At 54.8% G+C, this 25,676-nt stretch carries 27 protein-coding genes; 21 read left to right on the forward strand and 6 right to left on the reverse strand.

Annotated elements, in window-relative coordinates:
- Positions 1 to 301: 301 nt before the first annotated feature.
- The 4 genes from F4V72_RS16115 to sixA all read left to right on the forward strand — a co-directional run bounded on the left by F4V72_RS16115 (position 302) and on the right by sixA (position 4,915).
- Positions 302 to 586: a YfcZ/YiiS family protein gene (locus tag F4V72_RS16115; protein ID WP_000030903.1), complete on the forward strand. Its 285-nt coding sequence runs from the start codon at positions 302 to 304 to the stop codon at positions 584 to 586.
- 177 nt (positions 587 to 763) lie between these two features.
- Entirely contained in the window at positions 764 to 2,074 is a 1,311-nt protein-coding gene (fadI, locus tag F4V72_RS16120; RefSeq protein WP_053507781.1) for an acetyl-CoA C-acyltransferase FadI, read from the forward strand.
- Positions 2,074 to 4,221 (forward strand): fatty acid oxidation complex subunit alpha FadJ, encoded by a 2,148-nt coding sequence (fadJ, locus tag F4V72_RS16125; RefSeq protein WP_121768247.1) that lies wholly within the window; start codon positions 2,074 to 2,076, stop codon positions 4,219 to 4,221. Before fadI ends, fadJ begins: the two co-directional genes overlap by 1 nt.
- A 208-nt stretch (positions 4,222 to 4,429) precedes the next feature.
- Positions 4,430 to 4,915 carry a phosphohistidine phosphatase SixA gene (gene sixA, locus F4V72_RS16130; protein ID WP_001195805.1) on the forward strand — a complete coding sequence of 162 codons (486 nt, stop codon included), beginning with the start codon at positions 4,430 to 4,432 and terminating at the stop codon, positions 4,913 to 4,915.
- Between the two features lie 99 nt (positions 4,916 to 5,014).
- On the opposite strand, the gene smrB is transcribed toward sixA, so the two are convergent.
- Complete coding sequence (smrB, locus tag F4V72_RS16135; protein WP_053507779.1) at positions 5,015 to 5,566, reverse strand: endonuclease SmrB; 552 nt, start codon at positions 5,564 to 5,566, stop codon at positions 5,015 to 5,017.
- Between the two features lie 165 nt (positions 5,567 to 5,731).
- On the opposite strand from smrB, the gene prmB reads away from it, so the two are divergent.
- From prmB to F4V72_RS16165, 6 genes are read left to right on the forward strand one after another with little or no spacing between them, the layout of a single operon-like run.
- Positions 5,732 to 6,664 carry a 50S ribosomal protein L3 N(5)-glutamine methyltransferase gene (gene prmB, locus F4V72_RS16140; RefSeq protein ID WP_023247467.1) on the forward strand — a complete coding sequence of 311 codons (933 nt, stop codon included), beginning with the start codon at positions 5,732 to 5,734 and terminating at the stop codon, positions 6,662 to 6,664.
- Between the two features lie 35 nt (positions 6,665 to 6,699).
- Positions 6,700 to 7,785: a chorismate synthase gene (gene aroC, locus F4V72_RS16145; protein WP_023247468.1), complete on the forward strand. Its 1,086-nt coding sequence runs from the start codon at positions 6,700 to 6,702 to the stop codon at positions 7,783 to 7,785.
- Positions 7,786 to 7,788: 3 nt separating this feature from the next.
- Positions 7,789 to 8,613, forward strand: coding sequence for a penicillin-insensitive murein endopeptidase (gene mepA, locus F4V72_RS16150; protein ID WP_053530029.1), 825 nt, complete (start codon positions 7,789 to 7,791; stop codon positions 8,611 to 8,613).
- Entirely contained in the window at positions 8,613 to 9,422 is an 810-nt protein-coding gene (locus F4V72_RS16155; protein WP_023247470.1) for a sulfite exporter TauE/SafE family protein, read from the forward strand. The genes mepA and F4V72_RS16155 overlap by 1 nt, the downstream gene beginning before the upstream one ends.
- Positions 9,422 to 9,970, forward strand: coding sequence for an elongation factor P hydroxylase (locus F4V72_RS16160; protein WP_023248529.1), 549 nt, complete (start codon positions 9,422 to 9,424; stop codon positions 9,968 to 9,970). The genes F4V72_RS16155 and F4V72_RS16160 overlap by 1 nt, the downstream gene beginning before the upstream one ends.
- 32 nt (positions 9,971 to 10,002) lie before the next feature.
- On the forward strand, positions 10,003 to 10,278 hold the full coding sequence (locus tag F4V72_RS16165) for a YfcL family protein (RefSeq protein WP_000559749.1): 276 nt from the start codon (positions 10,003 to 10,005) through the stop codon (positions 10,276 to 10,278).
- Between the two features lie 47 nt (positions 10,279 to 10,325).
- On the opposite strand, the gene mnmC is transcribed toward F4V72_RS16165, so the two are convergent.
- Positions 10,326 to 12,326 carry a bifunctional tRNA (5-methylaminomethyl-2-thiouridine)(34)-methyltransferase MnmD/FAD-dependent 5-carboxymethylaminomethyl-2-thiouridine(34) oxidoreductase MnmC gene (gene mnmC, locus F4V72_RS16170; protein WP_170245766.1) on the reverse strand — a complete coding sequence of 667 codons (2,001 nt, stop codon included), beginning with the start codon at positions 12,324 to 12,326 and terminating at the stop codon, positions 10,326 to 10,328.
- 159 nt (positions 12,327 to 12,485) lie between these two features.
- Here mnmC and fabB point away from each other — a divergent pair, with 159 nt between their 5' ends.
- Positions 12,486 to 13,706 (forward strand): beta-ketoacyl-ACP synthase I, encoded by a 1,221-nt coding sequence (fabB, locus tag F4V72_RS16175; RefSeq protein WP_023247473.1) that lies wholly within the window; start codon positions 12,486 to 12,488, stop codon positions 13,704 to 13,706.
- Positions 13,707 to 13,776: 70 nt separating this feature from the next.
- Here fabB and F4V72_RS16180 read toward each other — a convergent pair whose 3' ends face one another.
- The 3 genes from F4V72_RS16180 to F4V72_RS16190 all read right to left on the reverse strand — a co-directional run bounded on the left by F4V72_RS16180 (position 13,777) and on the right by F4V72_RS16190 (position 15,080).
- Positions 13,777 to 14,295 carry a YbjP/YqhG family protein gene (locus F4V72_RS16180; protein ID WP_079836719.1) on the reverse strand — a complete coding sequence of 173 codons (519 nt, stop codon included), beginning with the start codon at positions 14,293 to 14,295 and terminating at the stop codon, positions 13,777 to 13,779.
- Positions 14,295 to 14,663 carry an NlpC/P60 family protein gene (locus F4V72_RS16185; protein ID WP_136058163.1) on the reverse strand — a complete coding sequence of 123 codons (369 nt, stop codon included), beginning with the start codon at positions 14,661 to 14,663 and terminating at the stop codon, positions 14,295 to 14,297. Before F4V72_RS16185 ends, F4V72_RS16180 begins: the two co-directional genes overlap by 1 nt.
- A 168-nt stretch (positions 14,664 to 14,831) precedes the next feature.
- The gene (locus tag F4V72_RS16190) at positions 14,832 to 15,080 is read right to left on the reverse strand and encodes a helix-turn-helix domain-containing protein (protein ID WP_023247476.1); all 249 of its coding nucleotides are present in this window, start codon (positions 15,078 to 15,080) and stop codon (positions 14,832 to 14,834) included.
- A 172-nt stretch (positions 15,081 to 15,252) separates the two neighbouring features.
- Here F4V72_RS16190 and F4V72_RS16195 point away from each other — a divergent pair, with 172 nt between their 5' ends.
- Together F4V72_RS16195 and F4V72_RS16200 are read left to right on the forward strand one after the other, a co-directional pair.
- A complete protein-coding gene (locus F4V72_RS16195) occupies positions 15,253 to 15,627 on the forward strand; it encodes a hypothetical protein (protein ID WP_053530031.1) in 375 nt (124 codons plus the stop codon).
- A 178-nt stretch (positions 15,628 to 15,805) separates the two neighbouring features.
- Complete coding sequence (locus F4V72_RS16200) at positions 15,806 to 16,984, forward strand: MFS transporter (protein ID WP_053530032.1); 1,179 nt, start codon at positions 15,806 to 15,808, stop codon at positions 16,982 to 16,984.
- Here the strand turns inward: F4V72_RS16200 and flk are convergent.
- Positions 16,981 to 17,982 (reverse strand): flagella biosynthesis regulator Flk, encoded by a 1,002-nt coding sequence (gene flk / locus F4V72_RS16205; protein ID WP_023247479.1) that lies wholly within the window; start codon positions 17,980 to 17,982, stop codon positions 16,981 to 16,983. The two genes, F4V72_RS16200 and flk, sit on opposite strands and share 4 nt — an antisense overlap.
- A 103-nt stretch (positions 17,983 to 18,085) precedes the next feature.
- On the opposite strand from flk, the gene pdxB reads away from it, so the two are divergent.
- The 8 genes from pdxB (at position 18,086) to cvpA (ending at position 25,676) form a co-directional block, all read left to right on the forward strand.
- Complete coding sequence (pdxB, locus tag F4V72_RS16210; RefSeq protein WP_136058164.1) at positions 18,086 to 19,222, forward strand: 4-phosphoerythronate dehydrogenase PdxB; 1,137 nt, start codon at positions 18,086 to 18,088, stop codon at positions 19,220 to 19,222.
- Positions 19,223 to 19,282: 60 nt separating this feature from the next.
- A complete protein-coding gene (locus tag F4V72_RS16215) occupies positions 19,283 to 20,296 on the forward strand; it encodes an aspartate-semialdehyde dehydrogenase (protein ID WP_136058165.1) in 1,014 nt (337 codons plus the stop codon).
- Entirely contained in the window at positions 20,296 to 21,108 is an 813-nt protein-coding gene (gene truA / locus F4V72_RS16220; protein ID WP_023247482.1) for a tRNA pseudouridine(38-40) synthase TruA, read from the forward strand. Before F4V72_RS16215 ends, truA begins: the two co-directional genes overlap by 1 nt.
- Positions 21,109 to 21,156: 48 nt before the next feature.
- Positions 21,157 to 21,816 carry a DedA family protein gene (locus tag F4V72_RS16225; RefSeq protein WP_000364312.1) on the forward strand — a complete coding sequence of 220 codons (660 nt, stop codon included), beginning with the start codon at positions 21,157 to 21,159 and terminating at the stop codon, positions 21,814 to 21,816.
- Between the two features lie 149 nt (positions 21,817 to 21,965).
- The gene (gene accD / locus F4V72_RS16230) at positions 21,966 to 22,880 is read left to right on the forward strand and encodes an acetyl-CoA carboxylase, carboxyltransferase subunit beta (RefSeq protein ID WP_053530034.1); all 915 of its coding nucleotides are present in this window, start codon (positions 21,966 to 21,968) and stop codon (positions 22,878 to 22,880) included.
- A gap of 67 nt (positions 22,881 to 22,947) precedes the next feature.
- Positions 22,948 to 24,216, forward strand: a complete 1,269-nt coding sequence (folC, locus tag F4V72_RS16235; RefSeq protein ID WP_053507772.1) for a bifunctional tetrahydrofolate synthase/dihydrofolate synthase — start codon at positions 22,948 to 22,950, stop codon at positions 24,214 to 24,216.
- Positions 24,206 to 24,874, forward strand: a complete 669-nt coding sequence (gene dedD, locus F4V72_RS16240; RefSeq protein WP_053507771.1) for a cell division protein DedD — start codon at positions 24,206 to 24,208, stop codon at positions 24,872 to 24,874. The genes folC and dedD overlap by 11 nt, the downstream gene beginning before the upstream one ends.
- A 313-nt stretch (positions 24,875 to 25,187) precedes the next feature.
- Positions 25,188 to 25,676: a colicin V production protein gene (cvpA, locus tag F4V72_RS16245; RefSeq protein ID WP_000262102.1), complete on the forward strand. Its 489-nt coding sequence runs from the start codon at positions 25,188 to 25,190 to the stop codon at positions 25,674 to 25,676.

Here is a 25,676-nt window from a genome sequence, read left to right on the forward strand (position 1 = left end):
GTCTGCGGTACGACTTAGAAATCAGACCAGTGGCGAGAGTATAGGTCTGACCAGCTAGAATGTTGCAAGTATGTTTATAAGTTTTTTCAATTGTGATCTTAGAAACGAGATCTGGTTGGCAAAATCGGCGGGCTTAACGGTCACCCGATCGCGCGATTTTTGTTTTAGATCATTTTTAAGTGTGATTTCGGTCACTTAACGCGTTTCCCTCCATTAACGACTGGAGAGGCGAATGCCGGGAGCGTAAAATATCCCCATCGTTTATCTGGCACCCTGGGTGCAAATACAGAGGAAATCTACAATGAGTAAATGCAGTGCTGATGAAACCCCGGTTTGCTGCTGTATGGACGTTGGAACCATCATGGATAACTCCGATTGCACCGCGTCATACAGCCGCGTATTCGCTACCCGCGCAGAGGCTGAAGAGACGCTGGCAGCGTTAACCGAAAAAGCGCGTAGCGTGGAGTCTGAGCCTTGCCAAATTACGCCAACCTTTACCGAGGAATCTGACGGCGTTCGGCTGGATATTGATTTTGTTTTCGCTTGTGAAGCAGAAACGCTTATCTTCCAGCTCGGCCTGCGTTAATCCGTTCATTAACGACGCCTCCGTCATCATCTGGCGGAGGCGTTTTCTTTTTTTATCACTTCCCTTCACTGTGCCATAGCTCCCACTTTCTTTTCTCTCTGCTTGGCTAAATGTAAAAAATTGGTTAAGACTGTGATCAGGTCAGACCACTAATTTATTTTTTTACAGGGGAGTATTATGCGTCAGGCTTTACCGTTGGTCACCCGTCAGGGCGATCGCATTGCTATTGTCAGTGGGTTGCGAACCCCCTTTGCTCGTCAGGCCACTGCATTTCATGGTATTCCCGCTGTTGATCTCGGCAAGATGGTGGTAGGCGAGCTGCTGGCCCGCAGTGAAATCCCTGCCGATGCCATTGAGCAACTGGTTTTTGGTCAGGTAGTACAAATGCCGGAAGCGCCCAACATTGCGCGCGAAATTGTGCTGGGTACGGGGATGAATGTTCATACCGATGCCTATAGCGTAAGCCGCGCCTGCGCCACCAGTTTTCAGGCGGTAGCGAATGTGGCGGAAAGCCTGATGGCCGGCACGATACGCGCGGGTATTGCGGGCGGCGCAGATTCGTCGTCGGTACTGCCAATAGGCGTGAGTAAAGCCCTGGCGCGGGTACTGGTTGATGTCAATAAAGCCCGGACGACCCGCCAACGGCTGACGCTTTTTTCTCGTCTGCGCTTACGCGACCTGCTGCCCGTTCCTCCCGCTGTTGCTGAGTATTCCACCGGTCTGCGCATGGGCGATACCGCCGAACAGATGGCGAAAACGTATGGTATTACGCGTGAACAGCAGGACGCGCTGGCGCATCGTTCACATCAGCGCGCCGCGCAGGCATGGGCTGAGGGTAAACTGGCGGAAGAAGTGATGACGACCTATGTGCCGCCGTATAAAAACCCCTTTGCAGAAGACAACAACATTCGCGGCACCTCCACGCTGGCAGACTACGCCAGACTGCGTCCCGCTTTTGACAGAAAACATGGCTCCGTGACCGCCGCCAATAGTACGCCGCTGACCGACGGCGCTGCCGCCGTTATCCTGATGACCGAATCCCGCGCTAAAGAGCTGGGGCTGCACCCGCTTGGTTATCTGCGCAGCTACGCGTTTACCGCCATTGATGTCTGGCAGGACATGCTATTGGGGCCGGCCTGGTCAACGCCGCTGGCGCTGGAGCGGGCCGGGTTGACGATGGCCGATCTGACACTTTTTGACATGCATGAAGCGTTTGCCGCTCAGACTCTGGCGAATTTACAACTGCTGGGCAGCGAACGATTTGCCCGTGAGGTGCTTGGTCGTGCGCAGGCGACAGGGGAGGTGGATGACGATAAATTCAACGTGCTCGGCGGCTCAATCGCCTACGGGCATCCTTTTGCCGCAACGGGCGCGCGGATGATAACCCAAACGTTGCATGAATTACGGCGTCGGGGCGGAGGTTTTGGCCTGGTCACGGCCTGCGCGGCTGGCGGCCTTGGCGCGGCTATGGTTCTGGAGGCGGAATAATGGCTACCACATCAGCTTTTATGCTTAACGTGCGTCTGGATAATGTCGCGGTTGTCGCTATTGATGTCCCTGGTGAAAAGGTGAACACCCTGAAAGCGGAGTTTGCCGCGCAGGTACGCGCCATCCTGAATCAGATCCGGGAAAATAAAGCGTTGCAGGGCGTTGTTTTTATCTCAGCCAAAGCAGATAACTTTATTGCTGGCGCTGATATCAACATGATAGGCCACTGCCAAAACGCGCAGGAAGCGGAAACGTTGGCGCGTCAGGGGCAGCAACTGATGGCGGAGATCCAGGCGCTGCCTGTTCCGGTCATCGCCGCCATTCATGGCGCCTGCCTGGGCGGCGGTCTTGAAATGGCGCTGGCCTGCCATCGGCGTATCTGTACCGATGACGTTAAAACCGTTCTCGGACTGCCGGAGGTACAGTTAGGGCTTTTACCGGGATCGGGCGGAACGCAGCGTCTTCCGCGGCTGGTGGGGATCAGTACCGCGCTGGATATGATCCTGACAGGTAAACAGCTTCGCGCCAGACAGGCGCTTAAAGCCGGGCTGGTTGATGACGTGGTGCCGCAAACTATTTTACTGGAAGCGGCTGTCGAGCTGGCTAAAAAAGAACGCCTGGCGCAGCGGACATTACCGGTCCGTGAACGTATCCTGGCGGGGCCGCTGGGGCGCGCGCTGTTATTTCGCCTGGTGCGTAAAAAGACGGCGCAAAAAACGCAGGGCAATTATCCGGCGACGGAGCGGATCATTGATGTGATTGAAACCGGGCTGGCGCAGGGCAGCAGTAGTGGCTATGACGCGGAAGCGCGCGCTTTCGGCGAGCTGGCGATGACGCCTCAATCGCAGGCGCTGCGCGCTATTTTCTTTGCCAGTACCGAGGTGAAAAAAGATCCCGGTAGCGATGCGCCGCCCGGCCCGCTGAACAGCGTGGGCATCTTAGGCGGCGGGTTAATGGGCGGCGGTATCGCCTGGGCTACGGTCTGTAAAGGCGGCTTGCCAGTACGAATTAAGGATATAAATACTCAGGGAATCAATCATGCTCTGAAGTACAGCTGGGACCAGCTTGAAACAAAAGTACGCCGCCGCCATATCAAAGCCAGCGAACGCGATAAACAGTTGGCGTTGATATCAGGTTCGACTGATTACCGTGGTTTCAGTCATCGTGATCTGGTCATTGAAGCGGTGTTTGAAGATCTGTCGTTAAAACAACAGATGGTGGCGGAAGTGGAGCAAAATTGCGCCGCCCACACCATTTTCGCGTCCAATACTTCTTCCCTGCCGATTGGCGATATTGCGGCGAATGCGGCCAGACCGGAACTGGTGATTGGATTGCACTTTTTTAGCCCGGTCGAAAAAATGCCGCTGGTTGAGGTTATTCCTCATGCGTCTACTTCCGCGCAGACCATCGCCACGACCGTTAAACTGGCGAAAAAACAGGGTAAAACCCCGATAGTCGTCAGCGATAAAGCCGGGTTTTATGTTAACCGAATTCTCGCGCCGTATATTAATGAGGCGATTCGGATGCTGACTGAAGGCGAACGCGTCGAACATATTGATGCTGCCCTGGTAAAATTTGGTTTTCCGGTGGGACCAATCCAACTTTTGGATGAGGTAGGAATCGACACGGGTACTAAAATTATCCCTGTGCTTGAGGCGGCGTATGGAGAACGTTTTAGCGCGCCTGCAAATGTTGTTGCTTCAATTTTGAATGACGATCGCAAAGGTAGAAAAAATGGTCGCGGTTTCTATCTTTATGGCGAAAAAGGGCGTAAAAGCAAAAAACAGGTTGACCCTGCTATTTATAAGCTTATTGGCGTGCAAGGGCAGAGTCGACTGTCTGCGCAGCAGGTGGCAGAGCGCTGTGTCATGTTAATGCTTAACGAAGCGGCGCGCTGTTTCGACGAAAAAGTGATTCGCAGCGCGCGCGATGGCGATATTGGCGCCGTGTTTGGTATCGGTTTTCCGCCGTTTCTCGGCGGCCCGTTCCGCTATATGGATGCTCTCGGGCCGGGTGAAATGGTGGCGACATTACAGCGCCTGGCCGCACTTTACGGTCCTCGTTACGCGCCTTGTGAACAATTAGTGCGCATGGCGGAGCGCAGAGAGTATTTCTGGACGAATGGGGAAACTGACCAGGGAAATTGAGGTCAAAGAGAATATGAATCCGCACTGAATGCCTCCTTGTTGGCGAAATAATAATCAAGGATTGACTATACTTACGCCATTGAGGTAAAAAACAGCGTTTCATTCGGTGAATGGATAAGGCACAATGCCGGCCACCGCATTTTTGCCACAGCCAATAGGGGCATGTGGTAAGCGTGCTGGTGAAACTGGTTAACAAAAGCGGTGCAATATGCAAGTTTTTATCATGCGTCACGGCGACGCAGCCCTCGATGCCGCCAGTGATTCGGTTCGTCCCTTGACCTCTTGTGGGTGTGACGAGTCTCGCCTGATGGCGAACTGGCTGAAAGGTCAAAAAGTGGATATCGAACGTGTTCTGGTGAGTCCGTTTCTTCGGGCCGAACAAACGTTAGATGTGGTCGGCGATTGTATGAATCTGCCGGCTCAGGTGGATGTCCTGCCGGAGCTAACGCCCTGCGGCGATGTCGGTCTGGTCAGCGCCTACCTTCAGGCGCTGGCCAATGAAGAGATCGGATCGGTGCTGGTGATCTCTCACTTACCTCTGGTCGGATACCTGGTATCTGAGCTTTGTCCTGGCGAAACGCCGCCGATGTTCACGACGTCCGCAATTGCCAACGTTACGCTTGATGAAAGCGGCAAGGGGACATTCAACTGGCAAATGAGTCCCTGCAATCTGAAAATGGCGAAAGCGATTTAATCTTTGCTGCCTGATGGCGCTTCGCTTCTCAGGCCTACGACAGCGCTGACTGTTCGTAGGCTGGATAAGGCGCTTGCGCCGCCATCCAGCAATTTCGCATCAGGGTAATTCGGGCGGTTGCCACTCTTCCACTTCAATCAACACCAGCACCGCGGCGTCGCCGCCGTACTCTTTCGGCGCCTGATGAAAGGCCATTACATGCGGATGCTGCGCCAGCCATAATGGCGTTTGCTGTTTCAGAATATGTTTACCGTGTCCATGCATGACGCAGGCGCAAAAAATATGTTCCCGGCGGCAGGCGGCAATCAGCGCCCCCAGTTCCTGCTTGGCCTGAAGCTGCGTTAAACCGTGTAAATCCAGAAACAGTTCCGGCGAATAGTCGCCGCGGCGCATTTTTTTTAGCTCGAAATGGCTGACATCTTCACGGACATACTTTACCGGCCCTTCCGTATTGAGCAGCGGCTGGAACTCATCAGAAAAATAGTGGCTGGCGTCCGCCTGTTCCTGAATTAACCTTCGGGTAGGGACTTCCGTGATTTTTTTGCGTAGTGGCCGATGGACGATAGTATCCTGTTTAATCTGTCGGGTGCCGACCATCAGCTGACGGAACAGCGCCTGGTCCTCCTCGCTGAGCGATGCTTTCTTTTTCATTCGTGGGCCTCGTCTGATCTTTTGCCTTAGTTTACCCGACCCGGAGGATATCCGAACGGTCAAAACGGATTTTTCGTATTCTCCCGCCGCGTCAATGCTGATTTATCCCTGTCTTCGTGGCAAACTAGCCGCCGAATTTAATGCGAGCATGCCCTGGAGGAATACGTGGATAAAATTTTCGTCGATGAAGCAGTGAGTGAACTGCATACTATTCAGGACATGTTGCGCTGGGCGGTAAGCCGTTTTAGCGCGGCGAATATCTGGTATGGACACGGCACCGATAACCCGTGGGATGAAGCGGTGCAACTGGTGTTGCCGTCTCTTTATCTGCCGCTGGATATTCCGGAAGATATGCGGACCGCGCGGCTGACGTCCAGCGAAAAACACCGCATTGTCGAGCGGGTGATTCGTCGCGTTAACGAGCGTATCCCGGTAGCCTATCTGACCAATAAAGCCTGGTTCTGCGGCCACGAATTTTATGTCGATGAGCGCGTGCTGGTGCCGCGTTCGCCCATTGGCGAGCTGATTAATAACCACTTTGCCGGCCTTATTAGCCAACAGCCGAAATATATTCTGGATATGTGTACCGGTAGCGGCTGTATCGCCATCGCCTGTGCTTACGCTTTCCCGGAAGCGGAGGTTGATGCGGTCGATATTTCGCCGGATGCGCTGGCTGTCGCCGAGCATAACATTGAAGAACACGGTCTTATCCATCACGTGACGCCAATCCGTTCCGATCTGTTCCGCGATCTGCCGAAAGTTCAGTACGATCTGATTGTCACTAACCCGCCCTATGTCGATGCGGAAGATATGTCCGATCTGCCGAACGAATATCGCCACGAACCTGAGTTGGGGCTGGCGTCTGGCACTGACGGCCTCAAATTGACCCGCCGTATCCTGGGGAACGCGCCGGATTATCTGTCCGATGACGGCGTTCTGATTTGTGAAGTCGGAAACAGCATGGTACATCTGATGGAGCAATACCCGGATGTGCCGTTCACCTGGCTGGAGTTTGACAACGGCGGCGATGGCGTCTTTATGTTGACCAAAGCGCAGTTGCTCGCGGCCCGTGAACATTTCAGCATTTATAAAGATTAAAACACGCAAATGACAACAACGATAACGGAGTCGTGATGGCAGGAAACACAATTGGACAACTCTTTCGCGTAACCACTTTCGGCGAATCGCACGGGCTGGCGCTTGGGTGTATCGTCGATGGCGTGCCGCCTGGCATCCCGTTGACGGAGGCCGATCTGCAGCACGATCTCGACAGACGCCGCCCCGGCACCTCGCGCTATACTACTCAGCGCCGCGAACCGGACCAGGTAAAAATTCTCTCCGGCGTGTTTGACGGCGTGACGACCGGCACCAGCATTGGCCTGCTGATTGAAAATACCGATCAGCGCTCGCAGGATTACAGCGCGATTAAGGATGTTTTTCGTCCGGGACACGCGGATTACACCTATGAGCAGAAATACGGCCTGCGCGATTACCGTGGCGGTGGACGTTCTTCCGCGCGTGAAACCGCGATGCGCGTAGCGGCAGGGGCGATCGCCAAGAAATACCTGGCGAAAAAGTTCGGTATCGAAATCCGTGGCTGCCTGACCCAGATGGGCGACATTCCGCTGGAGATTAAAGACTGGCGTCAGGTTGAACTTAATCCGTTCTTTTGCCCCGATGCGGACAAACTTGACGCGCTGGACGAACTGATGCGCGCGCTGAAAAAAGAGGGTGACTCCATCGGTGCGAAAGTGACGGTGATGGCAAGCGGCGTGCCGGCAGGTCTTGGCGAACCAGTATTTGACCGACTGGACGCGGACATCGCCCATGCGCTGATGAGCATCAATGCGGTGAAAGGCGTGGAGATCGGCGAAGGATTTAACGTGGTGGCGCTGCGCGGCAGCCAGAATCGCGATGAAATCACGGCACAGGGTTTTCAGAGCAACCACGCGGGCGGCATCCTCGGTGGTATCAGTAGCGGGCAACACATTGTGGCGCATATGGCGCTGAAACCTACGTCCAGCATTACCGTGCCGGGACGTACGATTAACCGGATGGGTGAAGAAGTGGAGATGATCACCAAAGGACGTCACGATCCGTGTGTGGGGATTCGTGCAGTGCCGATCGCAGAAGCCATGCTGGCGATCGTGCTGATGGATCACCTGCTACGTCATCGGGCACAGAATGCGGACGTAAAGTCAGAGATTCCACGCTGGTAAGAAATGAAAAAAACCGCGATTGCGTTGCTGGCATGGTTTGTCAGTAGCGCCAGCCTGGCAGCGACGCCGTGGCAGAAAATAACCCATCCTGTCCCCGGCTCCGCGCAGTCTGTTGGTAGTTTTGCCAACGGATGCATCATCGGTGCCGACACATTGCCGGTACAGTCCGACAATTATCAGGTGATGCGCACCGATCAGCGCCGTTATTTCGGCCACCCGGATCTGGTCATGTTTATCCAGCGGTTGAGTCATCAGGCGCATCAACGGGGGCTTGGAACCGTCCTGATAGGCGACATGGGGATGCCTGCCGGGGGCCGCTTTAACGGCGGACACGCCAGTCATCAGACCGGGCTTGATGTGGATATTTTCTTGCAGTTGCCGAAAACGCGCTGGAGCCAGGCGCAGCTATTGCGCCCGCAGGCGTTGGATCTGGTGTCCCGCGACGGTAAACATGTCGTGCCGTCGCGCTGGTCGTCGGATATCGCCAGTCTGATCAAATTGGCGGCACAAGACAATGACGTCACCCGTATTTTCGTCAATCCGGCTATTAAACAACAGCTTTGTCTCGATGCCGGAAGCGATCGTGACTGGCTACGTAAAGTGCGCCCCTGGTTCCAGCATCGCGCGCATATGCACGTGCGTTTACGCTGCCCTGCCGACAGCCTGGAGTGCGAAGATCAACCGTTACCCCCGCCGGGCGATGGATGCGGCGCTGAACTGCAAAGCTGGTTCGAACCGCCAAAACCTGGCACCACAAAGCCTGAGAAGAAGACACCGCCGCCGTTGCCGCCTTCCTGCCAGGCGCTACTGGATGAGCATGTACTCTGATGGACAATTTTTATGATCTGTTTATGGTCTCCCCGCTGCTGCTGGTGGTGCTGTTTTTTGTCGCCGTACTGGCGGGATTTATCGACTCTATTGCCGGGGGCGGAGGGCTGCTCACTATTCCTGCGCTGATGGCCGCCGGGATGTCGCCGGCAAACGCGCTGGCGACTAATAAATTACAGGCGTGCGGCGGCTCCCTCTCATCTTCGCTCTATTTTATTCGCCGTAAAGTGGTAAACCTGGCCGAGCAAAAGCTCAATATTCTGATGACGTTCATTGGCTCTATGAGCGGCGCTCTGCTGGTGCAGCACGTGCAGGCGGATATTTTGCGCCAGATCTTGCCCATCCTGGTGATTTTCATCGGCCTCTATTTTTTATTGATGCCGAAGCTGGGCGAGGAAGATCGCCAGCGCCGCCTGTATGGATTACCGTTCGCGTTGATAGCCGGGGGATGCGTCGGGTTTTACGATGGCTTTTTCGGGCCTGCCGCCGGGTCGTTTTACGCTCTGGCGTTTGTCACCTTATGTGGCTACAACCTGGCGAAATCCACAGCGCATGCCAAAGTGCTTAACGCTACCTCCAACGTTGGCGGCCTGCTGTTATTTATCATCGGCGGCAAAGTGATCTGGGCGACGGGCTTTGTGATGCTGGTTGGTCAGTTTTTAGGGGCGCGAATGGGGTCGCGTCTGGTGTTGAGTAAAGGCCAAAAACTTATCAGACCGATGATCGTTATTGTCTCGGCGGTGATGAGCGCCAAGTTACTTTATGATAGCCACGGACAGGAGATCCTCCACTGGTTGGGGATGAATTAATGAACAGTACGCATCATTACGAACAGTTAATTGAGATTTTTAACGGCTGCTTTGCCGAAGAGTTTAATACCCGTCTGATTAAAGGCGACGACGAGCCGATCTATCTTCCTGCTGACGCGCAGGTACCGTACCACCGCATCGTCTTTGCGCATGGGTTTTACGCTAGCGCGCTGCATGAGATTTCACACTGGTGCATCGCCGGTAAGGCGCGCCGCGAACTGGTCGACTTTGGTTACTGGTACTGCCCGGATGGACGCGACGCGCAGACCCAAAGTCAATTTGAAGACGTTGAGGTAAAGCCACAGGCTTTCGACTGGTTGTTTTGCGTGGCCGCGGGGTATCCCTTTAACGTCAGTTGCGACAATCTGGAAGGCGACATTGAGCCGGATCGCGTGGCGTTTCAGCGCCGGGTTCATGCGCAAGTAATAGCGTATCTGGAGCAGGGCATTCCTGAACGTCCGGCCCGCTTTATCAAAGCGCTACAGAATTATTATCACACGCCCGAACTTAAGGCGGAACAGTTCCCGTGGCCGGAAGCGCTCAACTAAAGCCAGCGCCACGTTTACAATGAGGAAAGAAGATGATCGCGGAGTTTGAATCACGCATTCTGGCATTAATTGACGATATGGTAGAGCACGCCAGCGACGATGAGCTTTTTGCCAGTGGATACCTGCGTGGCCACCTGACGTTAGCCATTGCCGAGCTGGAGAGCGGTGATGACCACTCTGTCGAGGCGGTCTATGCCAACGTTAGCCAAAGTCTGGAAAAAGCGATCGGCGCCGGCGAACTGTCGCCGCGCGATCAGGCGTTAGTCAAAGCGATGTGGGACAATTTGTTCGACAAGGCAAAACAATAACGCCGTGGGCCGGAAGGCGACGCTCGCCGCCTTCCGCTATTGTCCCATTACTTCACCGCTTTTCCCTTCAATAACTTTCTCACCCATAACCGATTCGGATTTAACGCTGCCAGTGTACTGGAATCCAGTGGAATAGGTTCGTTACTCATCTGCGCCGCCAGAATTTCTGCGCATAATGGCGCTGAGCACAAACCGCGCGATCCCAGCGCCCCGAGCATAAATAACCCCGGATATACAGGCGCAGGCGCCGCCGACGTTTTATTATCGGCTAGATCGGCATAGCGCGTCAGCGTAGCGTGGTAATCCGGGACATTGCCCACCATAGGCAGATGGTCGCGGGTGGCGCAACGCACGCCACAACGAGCGCTGTTGCCGCTGACGTCAACCTCTGTGGCCCAGTCCGCATTCGGAAAACAGTCAAGCAGACGCTGTCGGTTCTGACGCTGATCTTCTTTGCGCCAGACGGTGCTTTCGTCGCCCCGGCGATAGCTGGCGCCAATACAGTGCTGCCGATTATGCGGGTTCTGCGGCGTCAGATAGCCGTCGTAACATAACACCTGACGCAACGCGGAGAGGGCGGGGGTAGTGGGAATATGACTGACCTGCCCCCCGACGGCATAAACCGGCAGCGGCTGGGTCTGATCAAAACGGTTAATCTGATGGCCGTTCGCCAGGACGACGGTCTCATGGCTGGCGGTTTCACCTGACGTAAAGCGCAGTTGCCAGAGCGACTCCTGCGCAACGAGCGACGTGAGCGTATGGCGAAAGCGCGTTTGTAAACCCTGTTCGGTCGCCAGTGCGATGACTGCGCGGGTTAATTGTTCCGGGCACAGCCAGCCGCCTGCCGGATAGGTAATCCCCCCGCAGCGTGTCGTGACGCCAACCGCCTGTTCCGCCTCTTCGGCATTAAGCGCCGAGGCCAGTCCGGCGGGGAGCGCCAGGGACAGCATCTGGGCAATTTTTTGCTGGCTTTTCTCATTCCATCCGAGCTGCGTCACGCCGCACCAGTCATGATCAAAAGAGGCGGGCAGGGCGTCATACAGGCGACGCGCAAAGGTGAATGCGGTCGGGAAAAAGCGATTAATGGCGGCGTCATGTTTACTAAGGAGCGGATAAAGCGCGCCCTGTCGATTACCGGAAGCGCCCTGGGCGGGTTGGTCGTCCGCGCAATAGAGTGTAACCTGCCAGCCGCGACGCAGTAACGCCAGTGATAACAGCGCACTGGCGATGCCGCCGCCAATGATCGCCGTTTCACGTTTTTCACTTCCGCTGCGGTAAAACCAGGGAGCGGAAAGGGTTGGCATGAGGTGTTGTTCCATCACTCCGCAAAGCATCTCGCGTTTACGTCCGAAGCCTTTGCGTTTTTGCATGGTAAAACCGGCTTCCTGTAATCCCCGACGGACGAAACCTGCCGAGGTAAATGTCGCCAGCGTTGCGCCGGGCCGCGCCAGCCGCGCCATCGCGTTAAACAGGTTTGGCGTCCACATATCCGGATTTTTCGCCGGAGCAAAACCGTCGAGGAACCAGGCGTCTACTGTTTGATTTAGCGTGGCGTCCAGTTGGTCGGTCAATTCATTAATATCGCCAAACCACAAATCCAGCGTCACCCGGCCCCGATCCAGCAATAGGCGGTGGCATCCCGTGAGCGGCAGCGGCCATTGCGCCTGAAGCTGCTCTGCCCAGGGCGCGAGCTCCGGCCAGTGTTGGTGCGCCAGCGCCAGATCGTCGCGCGTTAACGGGAATTTCTCAAAGCTGATGAAATGTAACCTTTGCAGCGTCGCCTGCGGATGATCAGAACGAAAGCCGTCAAACGCCTGCCACAGCGTCAGGAAGTTGAGTCCGGTGCCAAAACCGCTTTCCGCGACTATAAATAATGGATGTGAATGTACGGGAAATCGCTCCGCAAAACGATTGCCGCCAAGAAAAACGTAGCGTGTCTCTTCGAGTCCATTGTCATTAGAAAAATAGACATCATCAAAATCTCGGGAAACAGGTGTACCCTCAGCGTTAAATTCGAGTGTGGCGGGTTGTATGGCGTATTGTTTCACGTAAGTTACTCGTCTGACGGGCGGTGTCGCGATCTTAACGATGTGTGCCTGACGGCGCAAATTTCCGTACTAAATGGCTGATCGGACTTGTTCGGCGTACAAGTGTACGCTATTGTGCCAATCGAAACTTAAAAATAGTGCGAATTACAGAGGTATTGAATGAAACGTGCAGTGATTACTGGCCTGGGCATCGTTTCCAGCATCGGTAATAACCAGCAGGAAGTCCTGGCATCTCTGCGTGAAGGACGTTCAGGGATCACTTTCTCTCAGGAGCTGAAGGACGCCGGCATGCGTAGCCAGGTATGGGGCAACGTAAAACTGGATACCACTGGCCTCATTGACCGCAAAGTCGTGCGCTTCATGAGCGACGCCTCCATCTATGCTTATCTGTCTATGGAGCAGGCAGTGGCCGACGCCGGTCTGGCGCCGGAAGTCTATCAGAATAACCCGCGTGTCGGCCTGATTGCAGGCTCCGGCGGCGGCTCCCCGAAATTTCAGGTCTTTGGCGCGGACGCCATGCGTAGCCAGCGTGGTCTGAAAGCGGTAGGACCTTATGTGGTTACGAAAGCAATGGCATCCGGCGTTTCCGCCTGCCTCGCTACGCCGTTTAAAATTTATGGCGTGAACTACTCCATTAGCTCCGCTTGTGCGACCTCCGCACACTGTATCGGCAATGCGGTTGAGCAGATCCAACTGGGCAAGCAGGACATCGTTTTTGCTGGCGGCGGCGAAGAGCTATGCTGGGAAATGGCCTGTGAGTTCGACGCGATGGGCGCACTGTCCACCAAATATAACGATACGCCTGAAAAAGCGTCCCGTACCTATGACGCGCACCGTGATGGGTTTGTCATCGCGGGCGGCGGCGGTATGGTCGTTGTTGAAGAGCTGGAACACGCTCTGGCGCGCGGTGCGCATATCTATGCGGAAATCGTCGGCTATGGCGCGACCTCTGATGGCGCCGATATGGTTGCCCCGTCAGGCGAAGGCGCGGTTCGCTGTATGCAAATGGCAATGCATGGCGTTAACACGCCGATCGATTACCTGAACTCCCACGGTACGTCCACGCCGGTAGGCGATGTGAAAGAACTGGGCGCTATTCGCGAAGTGTTTGGTAATAAGAGCCCGGCCATCTCCGCGACTAAAGCGATGACCGGTCACTCGCTGGGCGCGGCGGGCGTGCAAGAAGCTATCTACTCACTGCTGATGCTGGAGCACGGTTTTATCGCGCCGAGTATCAACATTGAAGAGATGGACGAACAGGCCGCGGGTTTGAATATTGTGACCGAAATGACCGAGCGTAAGCTGACCACCGTCATGTCTAACAGCTTCGGTTTCGGCGGTACTAACGCCACACTGGTCATGCGTAAACTGAAAGCATAACGCTTGTATATCGCCGGATGGCGGCGTAAGTACCTGATTAATCTACGAGGGAGCCTGTCGGTTCCCTTTTTTAATGCTTCTTATATGCCGGCGCGATTTTTGCTGACCAGGCTTCTGCCCGGGTAATGACGCCTGCGTCATAAATCGGTTGCTCATAGCCATTGTCTGCATCCCGAACGCGGTAAATTTTCCAGCGTCCCTCCTCCCAACGGGTATAAACTTCCAGATGGATGGGGGTTGACTCTGTACCCAACTGAACATCCACTTTTTCGCCGCCGAGGAAAGGGTGCGGCTGCCCAACCCGTAACTGTGGAATCCACTCAGGCGCATAGTCCTGCGCATACATAAAATAATCTGCCTCCACAATCTCCTGCTCATAAAGAGACTGAATCAGCGTCAGGCGATGAATAACTTCTTTAGCAACGTAATGTTGCATTAAGGCGTTCGAGTCGTCACGGGTATCCAGATCGTTCGTAAATGTCGTCATCCATGAGGTGTAGAACTGCTTCACGGTCTGCTTGCTGTCGCGATGAGGCGTAGAGCAACTGCAAAGCAAGAGAATTAGCGCAACAAGGGAGAACGTTTTCATTAATTCTTCCTGTAGATGGTATATGAGGGCCTGGCTGCCCGGTAGCCCGGGCCGGCCCACATATCGCGTTGTTTAAAATCCGAATACCACTCTGCACCATCGTATATCGCCATGTGACCGCTCGGGTTTCCGCCAGCATAAGGTTGAATAATGATGACATCACCCTCGCGCGGCGTTTCATAGGTACCAATAGTGGTAAATCCGGCGCTTCTTAACATTGGGCCATAATCTTTCGCATGATAGGTATGCCCCAGCGTGATACCGCCTGCCTGAATTGCCTTTCGGGTAAATTCCGCACACCGATCTTGAGAATGAGAGCCTGCATGCGCTTTGGCATAATTAACCGCCATCCTTTTATCCCAGCTCATAATGATTCCTGTTAATAAAATACGTAATAGCAATTACGTAATGCTTTAACAGTATTTGATTTGGGAAGCATGACAGATAGTGCTATTACTATTTTCAATATAATAAATTTAAATATTTATTAATTAGTGAGATTGATAAATCAAGACCAATTCATTCAACATTAAATATCATTCTGCGGTATCAGCATTATTTTTTATCGGCATATCGCCATAGCGCGACGGCCAGATCTCCTGCGGCGTGACGCCAAGCGCGTCCGCAATAATTCGTTCGGCTCTCGGCCATGAGCGGGTAAAGACATTGCGCAGTGAATCAGGTGATAAACCGGCCTGACGGGAAAGATCTCTGAGCGTAATACCTCTTTTTTCCAGTGCGCTTTTAATATCTGCACGATGCCAGTCTTGGCTTTTTGGTTCCATTCTGTAATCCTAAGAAGATGTGTTATCGGCGCCGATATTTTTAAGATGAAAATTAGCGTGTGAAAAAGAAAGTTACTTTCTTTTTCACCCTAAGAATAGTGCCAGAAAGAAAGCGAAATTTCGCGCAAAAGAAGAAATATTTTTATTTTATCAGGGGAAAGGAAAGAAACCGATGGCAAAGGAATGGTTCACGGTTAAGGAATGTCTTGGCTTACCGGGATTCCCGGGAAGCGAGCCTGCGGTTCGCGAACGTTTGTATAAGTACAGCGAAGGGAAAGAGGGCGTCAGGCGTAAGCGTGTTAAATCAAAGGCCGAGGAGTTCCATATCTCTGTTCTCCCTCTCTATGTTCATCGTTATCTGGACGACAGCGGAGAGGAACCGACGCCAGAGCCCATTTCCTTACAGGAGGCGGAGCCTAAAGATATCTGGGAGATGATGTTCAGGTTACTGACGCCAGAACAGCGCAAGCAGGTGACCGGACGGTTTAGGGTGAAAGGGATGAAAGCCGTCTTTCCCTTTCTGTTTGATGATACGCCGCTACGTTGATACCCTGGCTGCAATTTCAAGGTTGACAAGTTTCGCGTCTCACAGGCAGACTTCACGCTCTACATTATCCTTCTGATAATGCGTAAGCGTTTAACGTTATCCAACGCACCTTAATCCTGACGCTCAGGTAGAGGGGGCGTGGCATTTCCCCGCCTTACTCTGCATTCTGGAGTAATGCATGACAGCAGTAAGCCAAAAAACAACGACCCCGTCTGCGAATTTTTCGCTGTTTCGCATCGCCTTTGCGGTTTTTCTGACCTATATGACGGTCGGCCTGCCGTTACCGGTCATTCCGCTTTTTGTCCATCACGAACTGGGTTATAGCAACACGATGGTTGGGATCGCCGTGGGCATTCAGTTTTTGGCGACGGTATTGACGCGCGGCTATGCCGGACGGCTGGCGGATCAATATGGCGCTAAACGATCGGCGCTACAGGGGATGCTTGCCTGCGGGCTGGCGGGCGCCGCCTGGCTGCTGGCCGCGCTGTTGCCGGTTTCCGCGCCGATAAAATTCACGCTGCTTATTGTCGGGCGCTTAATTCTCGGTTTCGGTGAGAGTCAGTTACTGACTGGCTCATTAACCTGGGGGATGGGGCTGGTGGGACCGGCACGTTCCGGGAAAGTGATGTCATGGAACGGAATGGCGATTTACGGCGCGCTGGCTGCCGGTGCGCCGCTGGGATTATTGATTCATAGCCATTTCGGTTTTGCCGCTTTGGCGGGGACGACCATGGCGTTGCCGCTACTGGCGTGGGCATTCAACGGCACCGTGCGTAAAGTGCCTGCTCATGCGGGTGAGCGCCCGTCGCTGTGGAGCGTCGTCGGGCTTATCTGGAAACCGGGGCTTGGCCTGGCGTTACAGGGGGTAGGGTTTGCCGTTATCGGCACTTTTATTTCACTTTACTTCGCCAGTAACGGTTGGGCGATGGCAGGGTTTACGTTAACCGCCTTTGGCGGTGCGTTTGTACTGATGCGTGTGCTGTTCGGTTGGATGCCGGACCGCTTTGGCGGCGTTAACGTGGCGCTTGTCTCTTTACTGGTTGAGACGGCAGGACTGCTGCTCTTGTGGCTGGCGCCGACGGCCTGGATAGCGCTGGTAGGCGCGGCGCTCACCGGGGCTGGGTGCTCATTGATTTTCCCGGCGCTGGGCGTGGAGGTCGTGAAACGCGTACCTTCCCAGGTTCGCGGTACGGCGCTCGGCGGCTACGCCGCGTTTCAGGATATCTCCTACGGCGTTACCGGCCCGCTGGCGGGCGTGCTGGCCACGTCATGCGGCTATCCTTCCGTATTCCTGGCGGGAGCGATCTCCGCGGTGGTTGGTATTCTGGTGACGATTTTATCGTTCCGGCGCGGCTAAGAAACCAGCCAGAAAAGCGCCAGTACAATCAACAGCGCAATAAACAACAGGCCTGGTCGCGCTGACAGATTTTTCACGGTTTCAATCATCGGCGCGAACGGGCGGTAGATGGGTTGAATGGAGAGCGGTTCCAGCTCATCAGCCTCCCGCTCTACGCGACGCAGGAAAATATGGTTAAGTAAATCCTGCACCTGGGCGGTTGTCAGCACCGTTTGCGGCTGAATTTGATAAGTGTGCTGCGCATACTCTTTGATCGCCGTGAGCTCGTCCGGCTCCAGAGGTTGTTTTAACGCTGCCTGAAGCGTATGCAGCGTAGGCGCGTGTTGTAGCGACAGCGTTTGCCGCGCCTGTAGCCACGTCGCCAGATGGGTAAACTGCTTTGCCGGAATGAGTTCGCCGCTTTTCACGCCGGAGAGTTCCAGCATCGATTGCCAGATAAGTTTACTTGACTCGCCGGTCGCGGCCGCCAGCTTCGTCACCAACTGATTCAACGTATTATGTTCAGCAGGCAATAATGGCCGATCCGTTGCCGGACGTTGCTGCGGCTGCGGAATGGAAAGCTGCCCCTGTTGCAGGAGCGTCAGCACGTTTTTGAGTTGATCGGGCGTAAGCTGGCTAAGCGCGGTTTGGCCGTATTGCTGACGGATAAAATCGCTGACGGCCTGACGATTATTCCCGACGCCAAGCAGCTCCGTTAGCTGTGAAAGCACCTGACGATTGGCGTGATTTTGCTGCGCTACGCCCAGACGCTGGGTGAGATTCTGTTCAGCGGCGGGGAAGTGGCGCGACAGTAGCGGCGCGTCATTTTTTATCCCCAGATCGTGTTTCATTCCGGCCCATACCTCCGCGCTTTGCTGCTGGGTCAGTGAAATCAGGCGCGTTATCAGCCTTTCCAGCACCGTACGCTGTTGCATGGAAAGCGGCTGCTCGCCCGCAGCGGAAAGAGGACTCTGCCCTTCGCCTGGAGGCTGAGCGGGGGCACCGGAGATGGGATGCATAATTAATTATCCTTTAACCATAAATCTGAGCAATATATTCCTGGCGGCCAGATTATGGCACACTTGTCCGGTTAACTCTCGTTCTCAAACAGGTACGACAGTCGTGAAAATTCTCGTTGATGAAAATATGCCTTACGCCCGCGAATTATTTAGCCGCCTGGGTGAGGTAAACGCGGTGCCGGGTCGCCCGATCCCCGTTGAAGAATTAAACCATGCCGATGCGTTAATGGTGCGTTCGGTCACGAAAGTGAATGAATCGCTGCTGAGTGGTACGTCGATTAACTTCGTCGGTACTGCTACGGCAGGCACCGATCATGTAGATGAGGCATGGCTGAAGCAGGCGGGCATCGGTTTTACAGCCGCGCCCGGCTGTAATGCTATCGCGGTGGTGGAGTATGTGTTTTCAGCGCTGTTGATGCTGGCCGAACGTGACGGCTTTTCATTACGCGATCGCACAGTAGGGATTGTCGGCGTGGGTAACGTCGGAAGCCGGCTACAGACAAGGCTTGAAGCGTTGGGTATCCGCACGTTGCTGTGCGATCCGCCACGCGCCGCACGCGGGGACGAGGGGGATTTTCGTACGCTGGATGAGGTGGTGCGGGAAGCGGATGTCCTGACTTTCCATACGCCACTCTATAAAGACGGTCCGTACAAAACGCTGCATCTGGCCGATGAGGCGTTGATCCGCCGACTGAAACCCGGCGCTATTCTCATTAACGCCTGCCGCGGCCCGGTGGTGGATAACGCCGCGCTACTGGCAAGACTCAATGTCGGGCAGCCGCTCAGTGTGGTGCTTGATGTGTGGGAAGGTGAACCGGATCTTAACGTCGCGCTACTGGAAGCCGTGGATATCGGCACGTCGCATATAGCCGGCTATACGCTGGAAGGCAAAGCGCGCGGCACCACCCAGGTCTTTGAGGCGTACAGCGCATTTATCGGTCGCGAGCAGCATGTCGCGCTGGAGACATTACTGCCTGCGCCTGAGTTTGGGCGTATTACGCTTCACGGTCCGCTGGATCAACCGACGCTGAAAAAACTGGCGCATTTGGTGTATGATGTGCGCCGCGATGATGCGCCGCTGCGTAAGGTCGCCGGAATACCGGGCGAGTTCGATAAGCTGCGTAAAAACTACCTTGAGCGCCGCGAATGGTCGTCGTTGTATGTCATGTGTGATGACGCCAGCGCCGCCGCTTTATTGCAAAAGCTTGGTTTTAACGCGGTCCATCACCCGGCTCGTTAATCTCTTTTTTATCGCTCCCTGCCTGAGCGGGGAGCTTACGCTTTTCTGGAGTAAACCACCATGTCTGAAGGCTGGAATATTGCCGTTCTGGGCGCGACGGGCGCCGTAGGCGAAGCCCTGCTTGAAACACTGGCTGAACGCCAGTTCCCGGTCGGTGAAATTTATGCGTTGGCGCGTCATGAAAGCGCGGGCGAGCACCTCCGTTTTGGTGGCAAGTCGGTCATTGTTCAGGATGCGGCGGACTTTGACTGGACGCAGGCGCAGTTGGCGTTTTTCGTTGCTGGCGCAGAGGCATCGGCTGCCTGGGTAGACGACGCGACCAACGCAGGTTGCCTGGTCATAGATTCAAGCGGTCTGTTCGCGCTTGAGCCTGATGTGCCGCTGGTCGTGCCGGAAGTAAACCCGCATGTACTGGCAGATTACCGTAACCGTAACGTGATTGCGGTCGCCGATAGCCTGACCAGCCAACTGCTGGCGGCGCTCAAGCCGTTAATCGATCAGGGGGGACTGTCGCGCATCGCCGTCACCAGTATGTTATCAGCGTCCGCGCAGGGGAAAAAAGCGGTCGATGCGCTGGCCGGACAGAGTGCGAAGCTGCTTAACGGCATGCCGATTGATGAGGATGATTTCTTTGGTCGCCAGTTGGCGTTCAATATGTTGCCGCAGCTGCCGGATCGTGAAGGAAGCGTGCGCCAGGAACGTCGTATCGTCGATGAAGTGCGTAAAATTTTGCAGGATGATGGCGTGATGATCTCCGCCAGTGTCGTGCAGTCACCGGTGTTCTATGGCCATGCGCAGATGGTGAGCTTTGAAGCGCTTCGTCCGCTGGCGGCGGAAGAGGCGCGCGAGGCATTTTCCCGCGGCGAAGATATCGTACTGTCAGAAGAAACGGATTACCCGACGCAGGTGGGCGACGCTTCCGGCAATCCACAGCTTTCTATTGGCTGTGTGCATAATGATTACGGTATGCCGGAACAAATTCAGTTCTGGTCAGTGGCGGACAACGTGCGTTTCGGCGGCGCGCTGATGGCCGTTAAAATTGCGGAGAAGCTGGTGCAGGAGTATCTGTACTGATGTCCGGACAGCAATCATCGCCGGTCTATAAAATTGCGCTGGGCATTGAGTACGATGGCAGTAAGTATTATGGCTGGCAGCGTCAGAATGAAGTGCGCAGCGTGCAGGAAAAGCTGGAAAAAGCGCTCTCGCAGGTGGCGAATGAACCTATTAACGTGTTCTGCGCCGGGCGTACCGATGCCGGCGTTCACGGCACCGGGCAGGTTGTCCATTTCGAAACGACTGCATTGCGCAAAGATGCGGCGTGGACGCTGGGGGTAAATGCGAATTTGCCTGGTGACATTGCCGTGCGCTGGGTGAAAACTGTTCCGGATGATTTTCACGCGCGTTTTAGCGCTACGGCTCGCCGTTATCGCTATATCATCTACAATCATCGACTGCGTCCTGCGGTGTTAGCAAAAGGCGTGACGCATTACTATGAGCCGCTGGATGCAGCGCGGATGCATCGCGCGGCGCAGTGTCTGCTTGGCGAAAATGATTTTACCTCGTTTCGCGCGGTGCAGTGCCAGTCGCGCACGCCGTGGCGTAATGTGATGCACATTAACGTTACCCGCCACGGCCCTTATGTGGTGGTCGATATCAAAGCGAATGCCTTTGTCCATCATATGGTCAGGAATATTGTCGGCAGCCTGCTGGAAGTAGGCGCTCACAACCAGCCGGAGAGCTGGATCGCAGAGCTGTTAGCAGCGAAGGACAGAACGCTGGCGGCGGCAACGGCGAAGGCGGAAGGGCTATATTTGGTTGCGGTGGATTACCCTGACCGGTTTGACCTTCCAAAACCGCCAATGGGCCCGCTATTTCTGGCGGACTAATTCGAATCGCATACCCGAAACGTGTTGGGTAGAAAGGCAAAGGCAAATATGGACCTGATCTACTTTATTATTGATTTTATCCTGCACATCGATGTGCATCTGGCGGAACTGGTCGCGGAGTACGGCGTCTGGGTGTACGCCATTTTGTTTTTGATTTTGTTCTGTGAAACCGGCCTGGTCGTCACGCCGTTCCTGCCGGGCGACTCGCTGCTGTTTGTCGCCGGGGCGCTGGCTTCGCTGGAAACCAACGATCTCAATGTGCATATCATGGTGGCGTTAATGCTGATCGCCGCGATTGTTGGCGATGCGGTGAATTACACCATTGGTCGACTGTTCGGCGAAAAACTGTTCAGTAATCCGAATTCAAAAATTTTCCGCCGCAGCTACCTGGATAAAACCCATCAGTTTTATGAAAAACACGGCGGTAAAACGATCATTCTCGCTCGCTTTGTGCCGATCGTCAGAACCTTTGCGCCGTTTGTGGCAGGGATGGGGCACATGTCCTATCGGCATTTTGCCGCCTATAACGTCATCGGCGCGCTGCTGTGGGTGCTGCTCTTTACCTACGCTGGTTATTTCTTCGGTACGATACCGTTGATTCAGGATAACCTTAAGCTGCTGATTGTCGGGATTATCGTGGTTTCGATATTACCAGGCGTCATTGAGATTGTTCGGCATAAGCGCGCTGCGTCGCGTGCCGCAAAATAGAAAGTAACTCAGCGGTTCGACCACTTTTTTATCCAAAGTTTCGGGCTGTTATGTTTTAATGTGCAACATTCATGGTCTGTTGGGGGCAAAAATGGCATTATGCGCCCCTTATAATAAAGCTGACTAAGGTTCAGGCAGAAAGGTCACCAATGAGCTGGATTGAACGAATTAAAAGCAACATTACTCCCACCCGCAAGGCAAGCATTCCTGAAGGGGTGTGGACCAAGTGTGATAGCTGCGGTCAGGTTTTATACCGCGCTGAGCTGGAACGTAATCTTGAGGTCTGTCCTAAGTGTGACCATCATATGCGCATGTCGGCGCGCAATCGCCTGCATAGCCTGTTAGATGAAGGTACCCTTGTGGAGTTGGGTAGCGAGCTGGAGCCTAAAGACGTGCTCAAGTTCCGCGATTCCAAAAAATATAAAGACAGACTGGCGTCCGCGCAGAAAGAAACCGGCGAGAAAGACGCGCTGGTGGTCATGAAAGGGACGCTTCACGGTATGCCGATTGTCGCCGCCGCGTTTGAATTCGCGTTCATGGGCGGATCAATGGGGTCTGTCGTTGGCGCACGCTTCGTTCGCGCTGTTGAACAGGCGCTGGAAGACAACTGTCCGTTAGTGTGTTTCTCTGCTTCCGGCGGCGCGCGTATGCAAGAAGCGCTGATGTCTCTGATGCAGATGGCGAAAACCTCGGCGGCGCTGGCTAAAATGCAGGAACGTGGTCTGCCCTACATCTCGGTGTTGACCGATCCGACAATGGGCGGCGTTTCCGCCAGTTTTGCAATGCTGGGCGATCTCAACATCGCCGAGCCAAAAGCCCTCATTGGCTTCGCCGGTCCGCGTGTTATCGAACAAACCGTCCGTGAAAAGCTCCCGCCGGGATTCCAGCGCAGTGAGTTCCTGATCGAAAAAGGCGCGATCGATATGATCGTCCGCCGTCCGGAAATGCGCCTGAAGCTGGCGAGCATTCTGGCGAAGCTGATGAATCTGCCCGCGCCGAACCCGGACGCCCCGCGTGAAGGCGTGGTGGTGCCTCCGGCGCCGGATCAGGAGTCTGAGGCCTGATAACTGAAAAGGGCAGGGCCGCAGGCTCTGCCCTTTTGCTTTTCACCGTAAAGAAGCAGCGGAATCAATGAAAAACAAATCTATACCTCAAGCTGCGTCGCCCCTGGCCTCGTGGCTTTCTTATCTGGAAAACCTGCACAGCAAGAGTATCGATTTAGGCCTTGAACGCGTAAGCCAGGTGGCAGCGCGTCTGGACATCCTCAAACCTGCGCCATTCGTTTTTACCGTTGCGGGAACCAACGGCAAAGGTACGACCTGTCGAACGCTGGAGTCAGTGTTAATAGCGGCGGGATATCGTGTGGGCGTCTATAGTTCGCCTCATCTGGTACGTTACACCGAGCGCGTGCGCGTGCAGGGGAAAGAATTAGCGGAATCCGCGCATACCGCGTCCTTTGCGGAAATAGAAGCGGCGCGCGGCGATATTTCATTGACCTATTTTGAATATGGTACGTTGTCGGCATTGTGGCTGTTTAAACAGGCTAACCTTGACGTGGTGATCCTGGAGGTGGGGTTGGGCGGGCGCCTGGACGCCACGAACATTGTGGATGCCGATGTGGCGGTAATTACCAGCATCGCGCTTGACCACACTGACTGGCTGGGGCCGGATCGCGAAAGTATCGGCCGCGAGAAGGCCGGGATTTTTCGTGCGGAAAAACCCGCTATTGTCGGCGAACCGGAAATGCCGGCAACCATCGCGGATGTTGCGCAGGAGACCGACGCGCTGCTGCGGCGTCGCGGCGTTGACTGGTGTTATGAGGCGACAGCGACCCACTGGGCGTTTACCGATGGCGACGGCACGCTTGCCGGATTGCCGTTGCCGCAGGTTCCCCAGCCGAATGCCGCCACCGCTCTGGCCGCGCTGCGCGCCAGCGGGTTGAACATTGACGAACAGGCGATTCGCGACGGTATTGCACAGGCTACCTTGCCGGGACGTTTTCAAATTGTGAGTGAGTCGCCACGCGTTATCTTTGATGTCGCCCATAATCCCCACGCGGCGGAATACCTGACGGGTCGTCTGAAAACGTTGCCGAAACGCGGGCGCGTGCTTGCGGTGATTGGTATGCTGCATGATAAAGATATCGCCGGAACGTTAGCCTGGTTGAAAAGCGTGGTTGACGACTGGTATTGTGCTCCGTTAGAGGGGCCGCGCGGCGCGACGGCGGAACAACTTCTGGAACATCTGGGGAAAGGGAATGTCTATGATAGCGTCGCGCAGGCATGGCAGGCCGCCATCGACGCGGCGCAGCCAGAAGATACCGTGCTGGTGTGCGGATCATTCCACACCGTCGCACATGTTATGCAAGTGATAGACGCGGGGAGAATCGGTGGCGAGTAAGTTTCAGAATCGTTTAGTCGGCACGATTGTGTTAGTCGCGCTGGGGGTTATTGTGCTTCCCGGTCTGCTGGACGGACAGAAAAAGCATTATCAGGATGAATTTGCTGCGATTCCACTGGTACCGAAGCCTGGCGACCGTGATGAGCCGGATATGATGCCTGCCGCAACGCAGGCGCTGCCGACACAGCCGCCGGAAGGGGCGGCTGAAGAGGTGCGGGCGGGAGATGCGGCAGCGCCGTCGCTGGACCCGTCGCGCATGGCGTCTAACAATGTCGAGCTTGATCCGATACCGGTGGAGACGCCTAAACCGAAGTCGGTTGAAAAGCCGAAGCCTAAACCGCAACAGCCGGTTGTCGCCGCTTCCACGCCGACGCCCGCGCCGAAACCGGCCGCCGACGATAAACCTGCGCCGACCGGCAAAGCCTATGTCGTACAGTTGGGCGCGCTGAAAAATGCGGATAAAGTCAACGAGATAGTCGGCAAGCTTCGTTCCGCCGGGTTCCGGGTTTATACTTCCCCCTCAACGCCGGTACAGGGTAAAATAACCCGTATTCTCGTCGGGCCGGATGCATCGAAAGATAAGATGAAAGGATCGCTTGGCGAGCTCAAGCAGATTTCCGGGTTAAGCGGCGTGGTGATGGGGTATAGCCCGAACTAAGCCGCGTTTTGCCTGATGGCGTGCAGCGTTAAGGCCTACGATGATTCATCCGGTAATGCCTGAAGTTCTGTAGGCCGGATAAGGCGTTTACGCCGTCATCCGGCAGAAGGAATGAACCTGATGCCCTGCGCTTATCAGGCCGATGGCGGCTCTTCTGGTCGTGCCCGAAGAGATAAAAAGTGTGATGGCGTTGAATATTTTTTCAGCGCCATTTTTATTTACGCGCGGGAAGGAAATCCCTACGCAAACGTTTTCTTTTTCTGTTAGAATGCGCCCCGAACAGGACGACAGGGCGTAAAATCGTGGGACATCTATGGTCTGGATTGATTACGCCATTATCGCGGTGATTGCTTTTTCCTGTCTGGTTAGCCTGATCCGCGGCTTTGTTCGTGAAGCGTTATCGCTGGTGACGTGGGGTTGTGCTTTCTTTGTCGCCAGTCACTACTACACTTACCTGTCTGTCTGGTTTACGGGCTTTGAAGACGAACTGGTTCGTAATGGGATTGCTATCGCGGTACTGTTTATCGCGACGCTTATCGTCGGCGCTATCGTGAATTTTGTGATAGGTCAGCTAGTAGAAAAGACCGGCCTGTCGGGGACTGACCGGGTGTTGGGGATCTGTTTCGGCGCATTGCGAGGCGCGCTGATTGTCGCCGCCATTCTGTTCTTCCTCGATACCTTTACCGGCTTGTCGAAAAGCGAAGACTGGAGCAAATCGCAGCTCATCCCGCAGTTCAGCTTCATCATCAGATGGTTCTTTGACTATCTGCAAAGCTCGTCGAGTTTCTTGCCCAGGACGTAA

Source organism: Salmonella enterica subsp. diarizonae, from assembly GCF_008692785.1.
In the GTDB taxonomy this organism is placed as follows: Bacteria; Pseudomonadota; Gammaproteobacteria; order Enterobacterales; family Enterobacteriaceae; genus Salmonella; species Salmonella diarizonae.

Bases quoted from the DNA above. Each gene is read 5' to 3' on its own strand.
- F4V72_RS16115 (WP_000030903.1), top strand. From the start codon at position 302: ATGAGTAAATGCAGTGCTGATGAAACCCCGGTTTGCTGCTGTATGGAC.
- fadI (WP_053507781.1), top strand. From the start codon at position 764: ATGCGTCAGGCTTTACCGTTGGTCACCCGTCAGGGCGATCGCATTGCT.
- fadJ (WP_121768247.1), top strand. From the start codon at position 2,074: ATGGCTACCACATCAGCTTTTATGCTTAACGTGCGTCTGGATAATGTC.
- sixA (WP_001195805.1), top strand. From the start codon at position 4,430: ATGCAAGTTTTTATCATGCGTCACGGCGACGCAGCCCTCGATGCCGCC.
- smrB (WP_053507779.1), bottom strand. From the start codon at position 5,566: ATGAAAAAGAAAGCATCGCTCAGCGAGGAGGACCAGGCGCTGTTCCGT.
- aroC (WP_023247468.1), top strand. From the start codon at position 6,700: ATGGCAGGAAACACAATTGGACAACTCTTTCGCGTAACCACTTTCGGC.
- mepA (WP_053530029.1), top strand. From the start codon at position 7,789: ATGAAAAAAACCGCGATTGCGTTGCTGGCATGGTTTGTCAGTAGCGCC.
- F4V72_RS16155 (WP_023247470.1), top strand. From the start codon at position 8,613: ATGGACAATTTTTATGATCTGTTTATGGTCTCCCCGCTGCTGCTGGTG.
- F4V72_RS16160 (WP_023248529.1), top strand. From the start codon at position 9,422: ATGAACAGTACGCATCATTACGAACAGTTAATTGAGATTTTTAACGGC.
- F4V72_RS16165 (WP_000559749.1), top strand. From the start codon at position 10,003: ATGATCGCGGAGTTTGAATCACGCATTCTGGCATTAATTGACGATATG.
- fabB (WP_023247473.1), top strand. From the start codon at position 12,486: ATGAAACGTGCAGTGATTACTGGCCTGGGCATCGTTTCCAGCATCGGT.
- F4V72_RS16180 (WP_079836719.1), bottom strand. From the start codon at position 14,295: ATGAAAACGTTCTCCCTTGTTGCGCTAATTCTCTTGCTTTGCAGTTGC.
- F4V72_RS16185 (WP_136058163.1), bottom strand. From the start codon at position 14,663: ATGAGCTGGGATAAAAGGATGGCGGTTAATTATGCCAAAGCGCATGCA.
- F4V72_RS16190 (WP_023247476.1), bottom strand. From the start codon at position 15,080: ATGGAACCAAAAAGCCAAGACTGGCATCGTGCAGATATTAAAAGCGCA.
- F4V72_RS16195 (WP_053530031.1), top strand. From the start codon at position 15,253: ATGGCAAAGGAATGGTTCACGGTTAAGGAATGTCTTGGCTTACCGGGA.
- F4V72_RS16200 (WP_053530032.1), top strand. From the start codon at position 15,806: ATGACAGCAGTAAGCCAAAAAACAACGACCCCGTCTGCGAATTTTTCG.
- flk (WP_023247479.1), bottom strand. From the start codon at position 17,982: ATGCATCCCATCTCCGGTGCCCCCGCTCAGCCTCCAGGCGAAGGGCAG.
- F4V72_RS16215 (WP_136058165.1), top strand. From the start codon at position 19,283: ATGTCTGAAGGCTGGAATATTGCCGTTCTGGGCGCGACGGGCGCCGTA.
- truA (WP_023247482.1), top strand. From the start codon at position 20,296: ATGTCCGGACAGCAATCATCGCCGGTCTATAAAATTGCGCTGGGCATT.
- F4V72_RS16225 (WP_000364312.1), top strand. From the start codon at position 21,157: ATGGACCTGATCTACTTTATTATTGATTTTATCCTGCACATCGATGTG.
- accD (WP_053530034.1), top strand. From the start codon at position 21,966: ATGAGCTGGATTGAACGAATTAAAAGCAACATTACTCCCACCCGCAAG.
- folC (WP_053507772.1), top strand. From the start codon at position 22,948: ATGAAAAACAAATCTATACCTCAAGCTGCGTCGCCCCTGGCCTCGTGG.
- cvpA (WP_000262102.1), top strand. From the start codon at position 25,188: ATGGTCTGGATTGATTACGCCATTATCGCGGTGATTGCTTTTTCCTGT.